General features: G+C 71.4%; 15 protein-coding genes and 1 tRNA gene. 13 read left to right on the forward strand and 3 right to left on the reverse strand.

Annotated elements, in window-relative coordinates:
• Positions 1–185 precede the first annotated feature (185 nt).
• Positions 186–1,097, forward strand: coding sequence for a hypothetical protein (locus Q343_RS0101720; RefSeq protein ID WP_155990595.1), 912 nt, complete (start codon positions 186–188; stop codon positions 1,095–1,097).
• Positions 1,098–1,134: 37 nt separating this feature from the next.
• On the opposite strand, the gene Q343_RS0101725 is transcribed toward Q343_RS0101720, so the two are convergent.
• Complete coding sequence (locus tag Q343_RS0101725) at positions 1,135–1,788, reverse strand: HdeD family acid-resistance protein (protein ID WP_029251866.1); 654 nt, start codon at positions 1,786–1,788, stop codon at positions 1,135–1,137.
• A gap of 107 nt (positions 1,789–1,895) precedes the next feature.
• Between Q343_RS0101725 and Q343_RS0101730 the strand changes: the two genes are divergently transcribed.
• Both Q343_RS0101730 and Q343_RS0101735 read left to right on the forward strand, forming a co-directional pair.
• On the forward strand, positions 1,896–2,603 hold the full coding sequence (locus tag Q343_RS0101730) for an HAD hydrolase-like protein (RefSeq protein WP_029251867.1): 708 nt from the start codon (positions 1,896–1,898) through the stop codon (positions 2,601–2,603).
• A 233-nt stretch (positions 2,604–2,836) separates the two neighbouring features.
• Positions 2,837–3,625 carry a MerR family transcriptional regulator gene (locus Q343_RS0101735; protein WP_052366767.1) on the forward strand — a complete coding sequence of 263 codons (789 nt, stop codon included), beginning with the start codon at positions 2,837–2,839 and terminating at the stop codon, positions 3,623–3,625.
• Positions 3,626–3,677: 52 nt separating this feature from the next.
• Here the strand turns inward: Q343_RS0101735 and Q343_RS0101740 are convergent, their stop codons facing one another.
• Complete coding sequence (locus Q343_RS0101740) at positions 3,678–4,298, reverse strand: TetR/AcrR family transcriptional regulator (protein ID WP_029251869.1); 621 nt, start codon at positions 4,296–4,298, stop codon at positions 3,678–3,680.
• A gap of 83 nt (positions 4,299–4,381) precedes the next feature.
• Here Q343_RS0101740 and Q343_RS0101745 point away from each other — a divergent pair, with 83 nt between their 5' ends.
• From Q343_RS0101745 to Q343_RS0101775, 7 genes are all read left to right on the forward strand, one after another.
• Positions 4,382–5,647, forward strand: a complete 1,266-nt coding sequence (locus Q343_RS0101745) for a GAF domain-containing protein (RefSeq protein ID WP_081829639.1) — start codon at positions 4,382–4,384, stop codon at positions 5,645–5,647.
• Between the two features lie 39 nt (positions 5,648–5,686).
• Positions 5,687–7,435, forward strand: a complete 1,749-nt coding sequence (locus Q343_RS0101750; protein ID WP_029251871.1) for an aldehyde dehydrogenase family protein — start codon at positions 5,687–5,689, stop codon at positions 7,433–7,435.
• Positions 7,436–7,567: 132 nt separating this feature from the next.
• A complete protein-coding gene (gene adh / locus Q343_RS0101755) occupies positions 7,568–9,091 on the forward strand; it encodes an aldehyde dehydrogenase (RefSeq protein WP_029251872.1) in 1,524 nt (507 codons plus the stop codon).
• A gap of 83 nt (positions 9,092–9,174) precedes the next feature.
• On the forward strand, positions 9,175–9,630 hold the full coding sequence (locus Q343_RS0101760) for a DUF779 domain-containing protein (protein WP_029251873.1): 456 nt from the start codon (positions 9,175–9,177) through the stop codon (positions 9,628–9,630).
• A gap of 17 nt (positions 9,631–9,647) precedes the next feature.
• Positions 9,648–10,172 carry a DinB family protein gene (locus Q343_RS0101765; RefSeq protein ID WP_029251874.1) on the forward strand — a complete coding sequence of 175 codons (525 nt, stop codon included), beginning with the start codon at positions 9,648–9,650 and terminating at the stop codon, positions 10,170–10,172.
• Between the two features lie 79 nt (positions 10,173–10,251).
• Complete coding sequence (locus Q343_RS0101770; protein ID WP_043109135.1) at positions 10,252–11,226, forward strand: hypothetical protein; 975 nt, start codon at positions 10,252–10,254, stop codon at positions 11,224–11,226.
• A 686-nt stretch (positions 11,227–11,912) separates the two neighbouring features.
• Positions 11,913–14,270 carry a hypothetical protein gene (locus Q343_RS0101775; RefSeq protein WP_029251876.1) on the forward strand — a complete coding sequence of 786 codons (2,358 nt, stop codon included), beginning with the start codon at positions 11,913–11,915 and terminating at the stop codon, positions 14,268–14,270.
• Between the two features lie 87 nt (positions 14,271–14,357).
• Here Q343_RS0101775 and Q343_RS0101780 read toward each other — a convergent pair.
• A tRNA-Gly gene (locus tag Q343_RS0101780) sits at positions 14,358–14,428 on the reverse strand.
• A gap of 129 nt (positions 14,429–14,557) precedes the next feature.
• On the opposite strand from Q343_RS0101780, the gene Q343_RS15530 reads away from it, so the two are divergent.
• The 3 genes from Q343_RS15530 to Q343_RS0101795 all read left to right on the forward strand — a co-directional run bounded on the left by Q343_RS15530 (position 14,558) and on the right by Q343_RS0101795 (position 16,806).
• Positions 14,558–15,073 (forward strand): TM2 domain-containing protein, encoded by a 516-nt coding sequence (locus Q343_RS15530; protein WP_029251877.1) that lies wholly within the window; start codon positions 14,558–14,560, stop codon positions 15,071–15,073.
• 71 nt (positions 15,074–15,144) lie between these two features.
• The gene (gene dcd / locus Q343_RS0101790; RefSeq protein ID WP_029251878.1) at positions 15,145–15,720 is read left to right on the forward strand and encodes a dCTP deaminase; all 576 of its coding nucleotides are present in this window, start codon (positions 15,145–15,147) and stop codon (positions 15,718–15,720) included.
• A gap of 15 nt (positions 15,721–15,735) precedes the next feature.
• Positions 15,736–16,806 carry a hypothetical protein gene (locus Q343_RS0101795; protein WP_029251879.1) on the forward strand — a complete coding sequence of 357 codons (1,071 nt, stop codon included), beginning with the start codon at positions 15,736–15,738 and terminating at the stop codon, positions 16,804–16,806.
• The last annotated feature ends 6 nt before the right edge of the window (positions 16,807–16,812 follow it).

Consider the following 16,812-nt stretch of genomic DNA (forward strand, 5'->3'; position numbering starts at 1 on the left):
GGCGGTCCCCGACACTTCCCCCGCCCGGGGGATGTCGACGTCGTCCGACGCGACTAGCGTGACGGACGCGGCGCGGCAGGATCTTCGGTCGTCAGTCCGCTCCGGGCGGCGCGCGCAGACACCCCGTTGTCAGCGTCGACACGAACCTGACGAACGACGCATTCTTTGATGGGTGAGAAATGCCGATGCCAGATCGCTCGCGCTGGATCAGGCCGATGGCCTGGCTCGTCGTCGTGTCGGCCGCCTGCGGCGGCTGTTCGGCGGCCGCCGAAGATCCGAAACTCGCTCCGGTCGAGGACGTCCGAGGGACGTACACGCTTGATCGTGAGACCGGTTCGATCACCTTCCCGGTGGACCGGTTCGGCGTCACGGCCCAGGAAGAGGCAGTGCTCGGCTCGGCGGGCTCCGTCGTCCTCGAGACCTGCGCCCGCGAACGAGGCGTCGAGTTTCTCGCCTGGGAGTCGCGGTACGTGCCCGAGTACGAGGGGTCGACCCTGTACGGCGTCTGGACGTCGTCGCTGGTGGAGAGGTTCGGATTCGTCGCGCCGATGTCGGACGCGGATCTTCGGGCGAACGGAGTGACGACGGAGAGCCCCGTGGACGTGGCGGACACCGGTGCGACAGGTCAGGCCCGAGACTGGGGTCTGATCGACCCGTCCCCGGACGCTGAGAACGTTCTCGCGGAATGTCGGGACTCCGCCGAGTTCCGGGCGGTGGACTCGGCCCAGTTCTACCGAGGCGAGGCATGGACGGTGCCCATCGCCGACGCGTCGCTGGCGGTGGAGCAGTCGGCGCCCTACGACGACGCGGTCGACGACCTGCATCGTTGTCTGCGAGACGAGGGGCTGGAGCCGGACGGTCTCTCGGTCGAGGGCGCGGACCCGAGCCAAATCTCCGCCGAGCAGATCGAGCTCGCCCTGCGGGTGGTCCACTGCAAGGACGAGGTGGACTTTGTTCACCGAGCCGTCGTCGAGGTGTCGAGAGCACAGCTACCGGTCGTCGAACGCTACGAGGACGAGCTGACGGCGCACCGAGCGGCGATCGACGAGGCACTGGACCGTGCTCAGGAGATTCTCGCTCGATCAGACCTGGGCTGATCTCCGGGCCCCGCGTCGGCCCCGCACGTGAGCGATCTCAGGCGTCGTGCTCCGGCGCCTGCTCAAGCGTCGAGCCGTCGCCAATCGGCTCGTGGCCGCCAGCCGTCGCGGCAGCCGGCGCAGACTTGCTCTGCCGCGCGAGCGCGAAGCCGGAGACGGTCAGCAGCAGGCCGGAGAACGACAGGAAGACGGAGAGCGCCAGCGTGACGGTCTGGATGTCGTCGAGCGGCTTGACCAGCACCATGATGCCGAACAGCGACCACATCAGGCCGACCGTCAGCTCCATGTCCCACTGCGGGCGCCCGGCCCGGGCGCCGCGGGCGGCGGAGACGACCCCGATCACACCGGCGACGAGCGCCCAGATCGCCACGAGGCGCAGGACGATCGTGAACGTCGACTCGGGCCAGATCGCCGTCGCGAGGGCCACGGCGGCGGCGACGCCACCGAGCACGTACCGCCAGTTCGACCCGTCGGTGTCGGAGGGGCGCATCCGTGCGGCCTCGATGAACAGGATCACGGCCTGCAGGGCGAAGAGCGCGACCAGGAGCCACTGGACGAGCGAGTTGCCCACGGACGGCCAGAAGTACATGACGAGACCCACGACGAGGAACAGCACGCCGCGCACGAGGGCCGTGGCCCAGACGCGTCGCGCGACGTCGAAGCTGTGCGCGCTGAGGGATTCGGTGCTCATGGTGGTGCCTTTCCGCAGGATGCCGACGGTCGCAACCTAGCGCGAGCGCGCCCCGTGTGCGCGCGGGATCGGTCGGGACGCCCGGGCCCGGATGGATAATCGATCGGGTGAACCTTCCAGACCAGCGTCCGGCCCTCGTGCTCCTCGACCTCGACGGCACCCTGACCGACTCCGCCCCGGGCATCACCGGCTCGATGCGTGCGGCGTTCGAGGAGGTCGGCCTCCCGTCGCCCGACGACGCCGGGCTGCGTGCGATGGTCGGTCCGCCCCTGCTGGTGAGCCTCGCCGAGCAGGGTGTGCCCGACGACCGCGCGGACGAGGTGATCACGGCCTACCGCCGCCACTTCCGCGAGCACGGGATGCTCGGCGGGAACTCCGTGTTCGACGGGATCGACGATGCGCTCGACCGGCTGGGCGCGGCGGGGATCCCGATGGCCGTCGCGACGTCCAAGCCGCAGCGCTTCGCCCGGGAGATCGCGGAGCACTTCGGCCTCGCACGCCACTTCGTCGGCGGCGTGGACGGGGTGTTCGGGGCCGACGACGACGGCGGGCCCCGCAGCGCCAAGGCCGACGTGATCGCGCACGCGCTCGCCTCGCTCGCCGAGCGTGGCCTCGCCCCCGACGTCACGGAGATCGTCATGGTCGGCGACCGGGAGCACGACGTGAACGGGGCCAAGACCCACGGCATCCCGACCGTCGCCGTCGCGTGGGGGTACGCGGACCCGGGCGAGGTCGAGGAGGCAGGTGCGGTCGCCGTCGTGCAGAGCCCGGCCGAGCTCGTGGACCTCCTGCTCGTCGAGCCTGCCGAGACGTGAGCTCGACGAGCTCGTTCTGCGGTGGTTGAGCCTGTCGAAACCACGATCTCGACAGGCTCGATCCGCGGTGGTCGAGCTCGTTCTGCGGTGGTTGAGCCTGTCGAAACCACGATCTCGACAGGCTCGATCTGCGGTGGTCGAGCTCGTTCTGCGGTGGTTGAGCTCGACCTGCACTCTTGACGTTGACGCAGCGTCAACTTCTACCGTGGTGAGCACACGGAGAGGGGACCGAGATGATCACGCCACAGCCACCGTCGGGCGCACACGCCGCCTGGTCGATCCAGGAGGTCGCGCGCCTGGCGGGTACGACGAGCCGCACCCTGCGGCACTACGACGACGTGGGGCTGCTGCCGCCGTCGCGCGTCGCGAGCAACGGCCACCGGTACTACGACGCCGATGCGCTGGTCCGGTTGCAGCGCATCCTTCTTCTCCGTGACCTCGGGCTCGGCCTTCCGGCCGTGGCGGAGGCGCTCGCGGGTGAGGCCGACGAGGTGCGCGCACTGCGTGCGCACCTGGGCTGGCTGCGGGCGGAGCAGGACCGGTTGGCGCGGCAGATCGCGTCGGTCGCGCACACGATCGAGGAGAGGGAAGGAGGTGGTGAGCTCGTGGCGGAGGACATGCTGGACGGGTTCGACCACACGCAGCACAAGGACGAGGTCGAGGAGCGCTGGGGCAGGGACGCGTACGCGCGCTCGAACGACTGGTGGACGGCGAAGTCGGACGACGAGCGGGCCGCCTTCACGGACGAGTCGCGTCGGCTGATGGCGGACTGGATCTCCCTGGCCGAGGGCGGCTTCGACCCGTCGGGCGGGGAGGCCCAGGCGGTCGCGGAGCGGCACGTCGCGTGGCTGGGCTCGGTGCCGGGCACGCCGGGCGCCGGAGGAGAGCCGGTGCCGGAGTACGTCACGGGCCTGGGGGAGATGTACGTCGCGGACCCGCGGTTCGCGAAGAACTACGGCGGGGTCGAGGGCGCGACGTTCGTGCGGGACGCGTTGGCCGTCTGGGCGCAGCGCCGGGTCTGAGTCCGTGGGCCCCGGGGTGTTCGCCGTGACGCGCACGCCCCGGGGTCGTCGCCTACCGCGTGACGCCGAACCGGGCGACGCGGGGCGGTACGCCGACGGCCCGCAGGACGAACGCCTCGGTCGCGTCGATCGCCCGGGCGCGCTCGGCGGGGTCGCTCGGCAGGTGGCTGCCGGAGAGGCACGCGTTGATCAGGCGCACGGTGACGTCGACGTTCTGGTCGGGGAACTGCCGCGTGATGATCCCGGCGCGCAGGATCCGGCGCAGGATGGTCTCGACGACGATCGCGTGCTCGCGGAGCTGCATGCGGGTGCTCTTGGACAGCACCGTGCGCAGGTCCGGCCCGGGGGCGACGTGGAAGACGGTGCTGAGGTTGGCCTGCTGGCGCACGTAGGTGCGGAGCTGCTCGACCGGGTCGGTGACCTCGGACAGCGCACGCTCGAGCGTGGCGACGTACTGCTCGGTCTCGTGGGTGATGAACCCGATGAGGAGCGCTTCCTTGTCGGCGAAGTGGTTGTATACGGCCGTGCGGCCGACGTTGGCCGCCGACGCGATGTCGGCGAGTGAGACGGCGTCGAACCCGCGGTCGGCCATCAGGGTGGAGAGTGCCGCGAAAAGCTTGTTGCGGGTCTGCTCCCGGTGCTCCTGGAGGGACCCTCCGATGATCTTCGGCATACTGACAGCATAGGAGCGGCACGTCAGATACGCGGCATTGATCCGCGCGACGAAACTCACAGTCGGCCTATGATGTGACGAAGATGACACTCATCACTGGGGATCCGACGCAGCGGAGCGCGGGCGAGCCACTCGACCCGGCGGGCATCCGTGCGGCGTACGAGGCCTTTCTCAGCGGCGGGCGTGTCCCCGGCAGGCTGCGACCCGGGGTGGTCGCGTCCTGGAAGCGGAGCCTGCGCAGCGGCGTGAACCCCGAGTCTCCGGCGGTCGGGCTGGTCCCGGGATCTGACACGCGCGACAGCGGCGGCCCGCACCCGCTGTCCCGGGCGCTGCCGGTGGTGCGGAGCATGCTCGTCGAGGCGGCGCGCAGCGACGGCATGGTCGTGGCGCTGATGGACGACGGCGGACAGCTGCTGTGGGTCGACGGTCACCGCGGCGTGCGCGACGCCGTCGCCGACGTGGGGTTCGTCGAGGGGGCGATCTGGCGTGAGGAGTACGTCGGCACCAACGCGCCCGGGACCGCGCTCGCCACCCGCAGGCCCGTCCAGGTGCTCGGCGCGGAGCACTTCACGCGGCCCGTCCAGGCGTTCAACTGTGCGGCCGCCCCGATCCACAGCCCCGACGGGCGCGTGGTGGGCATCCTGGACGTGACGGGCGGCGAACCGGCCGGGTCGAGCGTCGTGATGTCCCTGGTCCGGGCGACGGCCGAGGCGGTGGAGCGCGAGCTCGCCGCCGATCCGTCCGGCGTCGGCGCCTACCCGTCGCGCGCCCGCCTGGAGGTGCTCGGCGACGGCGGCCGGCTGCGCACCCGCCACGGGACCACCCGGCTCGGCCCCCGGCACACCGAGATCCTGCTGCTCCTCGCCGAGCGACCGGCTGGCCTGGGCGCCGACGAGCTGGCCGTCCTCCTGCATCCGGGAAGCCTCTCCGAGGTGGCGGTGCGGGCCGAGGTCTCCCGGCTCCGCCGCGTCGTCGGCCCCCTGCTGGCAGGGTCACGTCCCTACCGGGCCGCCGCGCCGCTGCACACCGACGTCGCGGACGTGCGTGCTGCTCTCGCGTCCGGGGACGTCGCGGCGGCGCTGGCCGCCTACCCGGGCCCCGTCCTGCCGCGCTCGGTCGCCCCGGGTGTCGTCGCCATCCGGGACGAGCTGGCCGCGGAGCTGCGGGCCGCCGTGCACGCCTGCTCGGACCCGGACGTCGTGCTGCGGTGGCTCGCCACCAGCGAGGGAGGCGACGACTACGCCGGCTGGCAGCGCACCGTCGACCTCACGAGCGCGACGTCGCCCCTCGGCGTCCGCGCGCGGGCCCGCCTCGCGCTGCTGGACCGCGAGCTCGGCTCGCTCAACTGACCCACCCCTTCGCCGTTCCACCGAGCCCACGGGAGAACCATGAACGCTGCAGACAGCACCTCGTCCACCAGCACGTCCGGCCTCGAGCAGGCCGCCCGCGACCGCCTCGACAGGGCGGTCGCCGACGCCGCGGCGGGGGCGGAGGCCTGGGCGCGGATGCCGCTGAGCGAGCGGACCCGGCTGATCGAGGACACGCATCGCGTGATGCGTGACCATGCCGAGGAGTGGGCGACGACGGCGAGCGAGATCAAGCAGCTCGACCTCCTGTCGCCGCTGGTCGGCGAGGAGTGGACGTCGGGCCCGTACGCCACCCTCTCGGGCTTCGCCGCGACGGCGGAGTCGATGGCCGGGATCGTCGCGGGTCGCTCCCCGCTTTCCGGGGCGAGGTTCGGCCGTGCGCCGGGCAACCGTGTGACCGTGCCCGTGATGCCGCACGGTGCCAAGGAGGCGCTTCTGCTGCCCGGCTTCAGCGCCGAGGTGTGGCTGCAGCCGGGGGTGAGCGCCGAGGAGGCGATCGCGGAGGCGGGTCTGGGGCAGAGGACTCCGGGCCAGGGCGGCGGCGTGGGCGTCGTGCTCGGCGCCGGGAACATCACGGCGATCCCGCCGTTGGACGTGCTCTACGAGATCGTGGCGTTCAACCGGTCCGTGGTGCTCAAGCTCAACCCGATCATGGGCGGGATGCAGCCGGTGTTCGAGGCCGCACTGGAACCGTTGATCCGCGCCGGGATGCTCCGCATCGTGCAGGGTGGCGCGGCCGAGGGGTCGTACCTGGTGCAGCACCCGGGGGTCGAGCACGTGCACATCACCGGCAGCGTGGCCACGCACGACGCCATCGTGTGGGGGACGGGCGACGAGCGCGAGCGGCGCAAGGAGGCGAACGAACCGCTGCTGTCGGTGCCGATCACGAGCGAGCTCGGCGGCGTCTCGCCGATCATCGTGGTGCCGGGGGAGTGGAGCGAGGAGGACCTGCGCTACCAGGCGGAGCACGTCGCCACCCAGCGGCTGCACAACAGCGGGCACAACTGCATCGCGGGCCAGGTGGTGCTGCTCAGCGAGGAGTGGGACCAGCGCGAGGCGTTCCTGCGCGAGCTGCGGGCGGCGCTCGAGCGCGCCCCGCGGCGGCCCGCCTGGTACCCGAGGAGCGAGGAGCGGTTCACCGCCGCGGCGAAGACCTACCCGGACCTTGAGCGGTTCGCGGACGGGACGCGCGTGCTGGTGGAGGTCGACGCGGACAGCCCGGACGCGGCAGTGATCGAGACCACCGAGTACTTCGCCCCGATCCTCGGCGTGCTCTCCGTCCCGGGGACGGGACAGCGGTTCCTGGACGAGGCCGTGACCCGCGCCAACCGGGACCTGCTCGGCACGCTCGGAGCCAACATCATCGTGGAGCCGAAGCAGCGTCGGGCGATGGGACCGGCCTTCGACGAGTCGGTCGCGCGCCTGCGCTACGGGACGATCGGGATCAACGCCTGGACGGGTCTGGGGTTCCTGACGGCGCGGGCCAGCTGGGGGGCGTTCCCCGGCCACACGCTCCAGGACGTGCAGTCCGGGATCGGGGTCGTGCACAACGCGCTCCTGATCGACCGGGCCGAGCGGACGGTGGTCACGGGGCCGTTCCGTCCCTTCCCCCGCTCGGTGATGAACGGCGAGCTCGCACTCTTCCCGAAGCCGCCGTGGTTCGTCACGGCGCGCAGCGCCCGGACGACGGGTCGGCTGCTCGCGGACTTCGCCGGGAACCCGTCCTGGGCGAAGTTCCCGGCGATCTTCCTCTCGGCGTTCCGGGCGTAGACGGCGCCACCCGGCTGCAACGCAGTTGCAACCCTTCACCTCCTAGCCTCGCCGTAGGCGGGTGCAACGACGCACCCCGCCCCGCGCCGTCGTCGGACGTCGCGGTGACACGACTGCAAGGAGGCAGGCCGCATGACCGTCTACGCCGCGCCGGGTACCACCGGCAGCATCGTCGAGTACAAGAGCCGCTACGACCACTGGATCGGCGGTGAGTACGTCGCCCCCGACTCCGGCCGCTACTTCGACAACCCGAGCCCCGTGACCGGGCAGACCTTCACCGAGATCGCCCGCGGCACCGCCGCCGACATCGAGAAGGCGCTCGACGCGGCGCACGCCGCCAAGGGGGCGTGGGGCAAGACCTCCGCGACCGAACGCGCGATCATCCTCAACAAGATCGCCGACCGCATGGAAGAGAACCTCGAGATGATCGCGGTCGCGGAGTCGTGGGAGAACGGCAAGCCCGTCCGCGAGACGCTCGCCGCCGACATCCCGCTCGCGATCGACCACTTCCGCTACTTCGCCGGGGCGATCCGCGCGCAGGAGGGCTCGATCTCCGAGATCGACGGGGACACCGTCGCCTACCACTTCCAGGAGCCGCTCGGCGTCGTCGGGCAGATCATCCCCTGGAACTTCCCGATCCTCATGGCGACGTGGAAGCTGGCGCCGGCGCTCGCGGCGGGCAACTGCGTGGTGCTCAAGCCGGCCGAGCAGACGCCGGCGTCGATCCTGTTCCTGATCGACATCATCGGCGACCTGCTGCCTCCGGGCGTGCTCAACATCGTCAACGGCTTCGGTGTCGAGGCGGGCAAGCCGCTCGCGTCCAACAAGCGGATCTCGAAGATCGCGTTCACGGGCGAGACCACCACCGGCCGGCTGATCATGCAGTACGCGAGCCAGAACATCATCCCGGTGACGCTCGAGCTCGGCGGCAAGTCGCCGAACATCTTCTTCGAGGACATCGCGCAGGCCGACGACGCGTTCTACGACAAGACGCTCGAGGGCTTCACGATGTTCGCGCTCAACCAGGGAGAGGTCTGCACCTGCCCGTCGCGTGCGCTGATCCAGGACTCGATCTACGACAAGTTCCTCGGCGACGCGATCGAGCGCACCGAGGCGGTGGTGCAGGGCAACCCGCTCGACACGGACACGATGATCGGCGCGCAGGCCTCGAACGACCAGCTCGAGAAGATCCTGTCGTACTTCGACATCGGCAAGGAGGAGGGCGCCAAGGTCCTCACGGGCGGTGCGCGCGCGGACCTCGGCGGAGACCTTGCGGGCGGGTACTACGTGCAGCCGACGATCTTCGAGGGCAAGAACTCGATGCGGGTGTTCCAGGAGGAGATCTTCGGGCCCGTGGTCGCGGTGACCCGGTTCTCGGACTTCGACGACGCGATGTCGATCGCCAACGACACCCTCTACGGGCTCGGGGCCGGCGTCTGGTCCCGGGAGGCCAACACCGCCTACCGGGCGGGTCGCGAGATCCAGGCCGGCCGTGTGTGGACAAACTGCTACCACGCCTACCCCGCCGCGGCGGCGTTCGGCGGGTACAAGGGCTCCGGCGTCGGGCGCGAGAACCACAAGATGATGCTCGACCACTACCAGCAGACCAAGAACCTGCTGGTCTCGTACTCGCCGAACAAGCTCGGATTCTTCTAGACCGTCCCGTCCCCGCCGCGCGGCCGCCGGTGGCCGCGCGGCGGGGACGACCGCACTGCTCAGGATCGATCGAGAGGAGCACGATGTCCGACGTCGCACCCGCACCCGGCTCAGCCGGGACGACACCCGAGCGGGTCACCCTGACCGACTCCACCGCCGCGATGCTCCGGCAGCTGCGCGCGCTGCACGGTGACCTGATGTTCCACCAGTCCGGTGGATGCTGCGACGGCAGCTCGCCGATGTGCTACCCGCTGGGCGACTTCCTCACGGGGGACGCGGACGTCCACCTCGGCGACCTCGTCGTCGAGCCGGGGGAGGCGGCCGACGGTCGCGCGGAGCCCGACCGCTTCGTCGTGCCCGTGTGGATGAGCCGCAACCAGTTCGAGTACTGGAGCCACACGCACCTGACGATCGACGTCGTCCCCGGCCGTGGTGCGGGCTTCAGCCTGGAGGCGCCGGAGGGCGTGCGCTTCATCATCCGGTCCCGGCTGTTCACGGACGCGGAGTGGGAGCAGCTCGACCGCACGGCGACGCCCTGACCCCCTACGCTGTCGGCATGAGCGAGATCGTGCCTGACACCAAGGACTGGACGTGGGTCCTCGAACGCCCGTGCCCCGACTGCGGGCTGGACGCCCGCGAGATCACGCCCGAGGCCGTCGGTCCCGCCGTGCGTGCGAGCGTGCCGCGGTACGTCGCCGCGCTGGCGTCCGACGACGTCGCGGAGCGGCCGGACCCGGCCACCTGGTCCGTGCTGGAGTACGCCGCGCACGTCCGTGACGTCTTCGGGATCTTCGAGGAACGGCTGGCGCTGATGCTGGGCGAGGAGAACCCGCACTTCCCGAACTGGGACCAGGACGCGACGGCCGTCGCCGGGCGGTACGACGCCGAGGACCCGCAGCAGGTCGGGGCCGAGCTGACGGGGGCGGGAGTGCGGGTCGCCGCGGCGTTCGACGCCGTCGAGCCCGGCCAGTGGGAGCGTGCCGGCCTGCGGTCCAACGGTTCGGCCTTCACGGTCCACACGCTCGGCCAGTACTTCGTGCACGACGTCGTCCATCACCTCCACGACGTCGGGGCCGACTGAGCGGGTTCCTGCAGGTTCGGTTACGTAGCGGATACGTGCCCGCAGCATTCCGGCATTGCGGCGGGCCTACGTTCCGTCTATGAACGCACAGGGGCTGGTCCCGCAGGAGTACACCGACGACCACGTGCTGGTGGTGCCGCGTGCCGCCGACGACGTCCCGGCACGTGCCGCGGCGTGGTTCAGCGGCGTCCGGTGGGTGCGCGAGGCGAAGGCACGCCAGACCGGTGCGGCGCTCGTCGGAGCGCGGTTCCGCGGCGTGCCGCGCGACGAGACGCAGCCCGAGCCCGGGATCCTGGCGCTGGGGGACGCTCGGGCGGTCGGACCGTTCGAGGTGACCGCCGCCCAGGCGAGCGCGCTGGGCCTGCGGGGCGTCGACCTGGTCGGGTATGCGCTGCGGACGCCGGTCGAGCGTGGCCTTCCCGCGACCACCGCCGACGCGGACGGGCTCGGCCGGGTCTTCCCCGAGGGGCTTCCCGTCGGGCGAGAGCTCGGCATGCTGCGCTGGGGCGTCGCGGTGGCTCGTGCGCTGCACGGCGCGCTCGTCACGTCGGCGGGCCAGGTGCTGCGCCCCGACCCCTCGTCGGTGGTCGACCTCACCCTCTTCAGTGCACACCCGCTGCGTACGGCCGAGCTGCTCCCGCTCCTGCGCAAGGTGGTGCCGGGTGCGCGGGTGGTCGGTGAGTGGACCTCGGCCGAGGGGACGCCGTCCGCACAGCTGGTGGGTGAGTCGCAGTACGACGGCGCGATCCAGCTCGATCTCTCGAAGGTCGCCGAGGTTCCCCGTGCTCTCGACGCGGTGCCGTGGCGCGACTACGGCCCGTACTCCTACCGGGTGCGGTGGGTGCCCGTGGACGAGGCCGAGCTCGGGGTGGACTCGCCCTCCGGAACTCATGTGATCGCCCGGACCCGGATGCGCTCGGTCGTCGCGCGCCTGACCGAGTCGCTGGAGCGGCGTGTCGGGGGCGTCGTGGTCGACGAGGACGGGTTCGTCGTCGACTCCCGGGCTCTGCGGGTCCGTGGCGTCGAGGTGCCGTCCGGCCGGATGTGGCTGTGACGCCAAGTTATCCACAGGCTGTGTGCACAGGGCTGTGTGGAAGGTCCACCATCGGCACGATTCCGTGTGGACAGCCCTCGACTGCCCGTCGGGCGGGTCGTGGTGCCACCAGAACCCGCGGAATGATGGGCGAAACGGACAAAAGGGTGCTTCGTCGTCGTGCGCCCGATGCGCGATGCGGATCTCACCGTCCACAGATTTTGTCCACAGGGCTGTGGGCGATGACGTGAGAGTGCGGCTCCCGCTGTGGATGAACCTGTGGTTTCTGTCAGGTGGACTTCTGGGGTCCCTGAGGTGTTGCGCAGCACACACGACAGGACTAGAAACGACGATAGCGACGACGCAGGGCTGCACCACGGCCGCGTCGTCGAACGACCGGAGAACGGCCCGACGCCCACGGGGGACTGTGGACTGCGTGTGACGACGCAGGTCTTGCCGGACCCGGAAGCGCGATCACGAGAGGTGCAGGATGCGGGGAACACGGCGTCAGAGCCGCGCGACAACCCGCTCTCACCGAGCCGCGACGTCACCGCGGTGCTCCGCAGCCTCCCCGCGAGGCGCCTGACGGAGCACGGGATCGGCAGCGGGGCCCCGGGACCACGAGTTGCACGGGGCCCTGCTGATGCTTGAACCGCAGGGCGGCGCCCCGGTTGCCGAATCCCGTTCCGTGACTGAACCTGAGCGGTATGCGTCTGCGCACGGTTGCGGGGTCCGCCGCACTTCTCCTGCTGGCAGGGCTCGCCGTGCTCCCGACGACGGCCGCGGCCGACCCGGTCGACCCTGTGACGACCGACGAACCGGGCGTCACCGTGGTGGACTACGGCGACGACACCGAGCTCGCCCCGCCCTCGCCGCGCTCGCGGATCGCCCCGCGTGCGGTCGGTCCGCGCCACGTGGACATCGCCGTGATGACACCCGCGGGCGCCACGGACGACACGTTCGACGCCTACGGTGCGCCGGAGGCGCTCGCCGACGTCGAACAGATGCTCGCGTACTGGTCGGAGATGACCGACGGCGCGACGGGCGACGTCGAGCTCCCGGACGAGGCGGACGTCTGGGTCACGACGACCACGACCGAGTGCGGGCCGTCCGGCGCGACCGCCCCGATCCGGCCGCTCTGGGACGAGGCCGCCGAACACTTCGGTCCCGTCGACGAGACGGGCGCAGGGGACCGGCTCTCGTACGGGGAGGCGAACGACTACCTCGTGGTGCTCGGTCCGCGGGGGTGCAACAACGTCGGCCTCGCGACCTTCAACCGGGACACGCCGGGCCCGGTCAACGGGGGCACGATCTACGTGGCCGTGAACCCCCGGAGCGTCGACTCCACGCTCGCGCACGAGATGGGCCACACCCTCGGACTCGACCACGCGAACAAGCACGAGTGCCGCGACGACACCAGCGCCGTCGAGTCCTTCGACGACCCGGTCGAGATCACCGAGGGGCCCGACGCCGGCGACACGCGATACGGGCCGTGCGTGGACGACGAGTACAAGGACCACTACGACGTCATGGGCGAGTCGATCTCGATCTCGTCCAGCACCGCGACCGACGGGTACCGCACCAGTGCGCGTCCCTCGACCCCCAACGCGAACCAGCGCTACCGTCTCGGGATCCTGGACGACGGAGAGCAGCAGGAGCTCGCGTTCGACGTCGCGGCCGACCCCGACGGGGACGGAATCGTCGAGCAGGAGGTCACCTTGCAGGGCAGCGGCACCCCGACCGGCCTGCGGTCCCTGCGCGTCACCGACGGTCTGACGGGGGAGCCGTACTTCGTTGAGTACCGCGGCGGCGCGGGCTGGGACGAGTGCGCGCTCTGGAGCAACTACTACCGGCTCGGGACGGGCGTCCGGGTGCTGCGCACGCAGCCGTCCGTCGAGTCGACGGCCCTGACGTACTACGACCCGGTGGTCCCGGACGGGGCCTCCAACCAGTACTGGAACTATCAGGCCGACCTCAAGACGGCGCGCAACCCGTCGACGGAGGAGGCCGACCCGGTGGCGACCTGGGCCGCGGCCTCCGGCGGCTTCGGCCTCGAGGTGCTGGACCAGACCGTGGGCGCGTGCAGCCCCTCGAACCTCAGCAACCCGCCCGACTACGACCCGACGCAGCCCGAGACGATGGACGCCACGGCCGAGGCCACCCTGCGCGTCACGCTCGCAGGGGAGCCGGCGCTCACCCTGGACGCGACGGTCGAAGGCGGCACCGCGGCGCCGTCGGACGTCGTCGTCGGTGCCACCGGCGACGGTGGCACGATCTCCGGGGCGCCCGGAACCGCCGATGTGACGTCGGCGCGGTTGCCCACGGGAACCTACGAGCTGATCACCGAGCCGCCGACGGGCTACGCGCTCGACGCATGGACGTGCGACGGCGGCACCCTGGACGGCACGACCCTCACCACGGTCCTCGGCCAGGCCGTGCAGTGCTCCGCGAGCGTCGTCGCACTGCCCGCAGCACTCACGCTCGGGGTCGACGTCACCGGCGGAGACGCGGAGCCCGGCGACTGGACCGTCTCCGCCGACGGGCCGACCTCCGTCAGCGGCCCGGCCGACGCGGTGGTCGACGAGCCCGTGACCGACGGCGTGTACACGCTGAGCGCCGGCGACGTCGACGGGTACACCGCGGGGGAGTGGGTCTGCGACGGAGGCAGCCTCGCCGGGTCGACGCTCACGCTCGTCCCGGGGGAGTCGGCGTCGTGCGTGCTGGAGCAGACGGCGGACGTCGTCGACCCGACCGACCCGCCGACGGATCCGACGACGGAACCGACGACTGAGCCGACGACTGAGCCGACGACGGACCCCTCGACCGAGCCCACGATCGACGCGTCGGTGGACCCGGGCGCGGTCCCGTGGACGGACCCCACGGCCGCCGCCACGACCGACCCCGTCGACGCGACCGTGGCAGCCGGTGGCAGCGGTGAGGTGCCGAGCGGCCCGTCCGGGACGTCGCTGGCCTCCACCGGCGCGACCGTGGGCGCCTTGGCGCTGAGCACGCTCGTGCTCGTGGGCGTCGGGGTGCTCCTCGTGCGCCGTCGCCGCGACGCCTGATCCGGCCGGGTCGGCAGCGCCCCTGTCCGCGACCGCTCCGAGAACGACGAAGGCCCCGACCAGATCTGGTCGGGGCCGTCGTGCCGGAGCGGATGACGGGAATCGAACCCGCGCTATCAGCTTGGGAAGCTGAAGTTCTACCATTGAACTACATCCGCATGACGTCAGCCGCGGTATCGCACTCCTGCCCGAGGGCTGGACCGTGACGCCGACGACGAGCGTACGGGAAGATCATAGCGGCACCGGCGGTGAGACCGAAACCGCGGCCGACGAATTGAGGAGCAAGCGTGAGCGACCAGACGCCGTACGGCAAGAACTCCGACGAGGTCCCGTACGACCCCTACGCGGGTCCGGCGGCGCCGTCGTACTCCTCGGAGCAGCCCACGGCACCGCAGCAGCCGTACCCGGGTCAGGCCTACGGTCAGGAGCCTCCGGCTCCTGCGGGCCAGCCCTATGGTCAGCAGCCGTACCCGGGGCAGCAGCCGCCTCCCGCGGGGCAGCCCTACCCGGGGCAGCAGCCGTACGGCCAGCAGCCGTACCCCGGCCAGCCGTACGAGGACCCCAACGCGAAGTCCCGCATCGCGGCGGGTCTGCTCGGCATCCTGATTGGGTCGCTCGGCATCCATCGCTTCTACCTGGGGTACACCGGGATCGGCCTGACGATGCTGCTGATCTCCGTGCTCTCGTTCGGGCTTCTGTCGCCGCTGGTCGCCATCTGGGGCATCGTCGAGGGCATCCTCTACCTGACGGACAAGACGGGGAGCTTCTCCCGCGACGCCCAGGGTCGCCCGCTGCGCGCGTAGTCCGGTGACACGTCGTCCGACACCGTGGGAAGCGCCGTCGTGCGACCCACGGTGTCGGCTACCGTGGCGTCGTGCTGCTCTCTGATCGCGACATCCGTGCCGAGCTCGACGCCGGGCGTGTCCAGTTGGACCCCTATGAGCCGGCGATGCTGCAGCCGTCGAGCATCGACGTCCGCCTCGACAAGTTCTTCCGGTTGTTCGACAACCACAAGTACCCCTTCATCGACCCGCGCGAGGACCAGCCGGAGCTCACCCGCCTCGTCGAGGTCGATCCTCAGGAGCCGTTCATCCTGCACCCGGGGGAGTTCGTCCTGGGGTCGACGTACGAGTCGGTCACGCTGCCCGACGACGTCGCGGCACGCCTGGAGGGGAAGTCGTCGCTCGGGCGGCTGGGCCTGCTGACGCACTCGACGGCAGGCTTCATCGACCCGGGGTTCTCGGGTCACGTGACCCTCGAGCTCTCGAACGTCGCGACGCTGCCGATCACCCTCTGGCCCGGCATGAAGATCGGCCAGATGTGCTTCTTCCGCCTGTCGTCGCCGTCGGAGCACCCGTACGGCTCCAGCGTCTATGGTTCTCGCTACCAGGGTCAGCGGGGTCCGACGGCGTCGCGGTCCTGGCAGAACTTCCACCGGTCCTCCGTCTGATCCCGGGAGCCCCTGATGTCCTCGCTCGTGAACACGTACCCCGCCCTGCCGCGCACGGCGATCGCCCGTCACCAGGCGCGCCACGTCCTCGCGCTGCCCGACGACGTCCTGGTGGACGAGGTCGAGACGCTCGCCGTCTCCCGGTTCGCCGGAGCTCGGTGGGACGTCGCGCCCCGGGGGGCGGAGCCCCTCACCCCGGCACCGCGGACCGCCGGAGCGGGCGAGCCGGGCGTGCTGCGTACGTCCCGGCATACGACGCTGACCGGACCGTACGTGCCCGGTCCGGGCCTGCCGCCCGGGACCACGCAGGTCTTCGAGGTCGTCTGCCCGCGAGAGCGGGGCGAGCCGCCGTTCCCCGGCGGTGCCGACCGCGACGGGCTCGGTCGGGCCTTCCCCCAGGGCCTGCCCGAGAAGGAGGAGGGCCGTGCGACGCGCTGGCTCGTCGACGCGGCGCGGCGCCTGGGCGGGTCGGTGGCGATGGACGCCGACGAGACCGGACGTGCCGCCGTCGTGCTGACCCCCGACCAGTCGGTGACCGTCGACATGACGCTGTACACCGACGTGTGGCTCGAGCCCGACGCCGCGCTCTCCGTCCTGCAACGCGTCGACCGGCGCGTGCGGCTCGCGATGGACGCCGACCCGTGGCCGGGCCCGCCGGACGGGATCGCCGACAAGCCGCTCTACCCCGGCGAGAAGATGGACCCTGAGTTCCGGCGTCGCCTGCACGCGGCGGCGGAGAAGCGCGACATCGAGTCGCTCGAGAACCCGCCGCCCCTCGACGGCTACGGGCTGATGCTCGACCTCGGCGTGGACGGGATCGTCGCCGTCGAGATCGGCGGCGAGGACGCGATCCCTCTGCTGCTGCGCGGACTTCCGTGGACGGTCGACGGCGCGGTCGCCTACCGGATCCGGTGGGAGCCCGTCGACCTGATCGCGGCACAGGACGAGGTGCCGACCATCGACTACCGCGTCGCCCGCAAGCGGGCCGGCGAGCTCGTCGCCGACCTGGCCCGGACGCTGCACGGCGTCGTGGGAGGCGAGATCGCCGACGAGGCGGGCTTTCTTGTGGAGCCCGCCGACCTCTGACCGCTC

The organism is Paraoerskovia marina DSM 21750 (genome assembly GCF_000701465.1).
GTDB classification, from domain to species: domain Bacteria; phylum Actinomycetota; class Actinomycetes; order Actinomycetales; family Cellulomonadaceae; genus Paraoerskovia; species Paraoerskovia marina.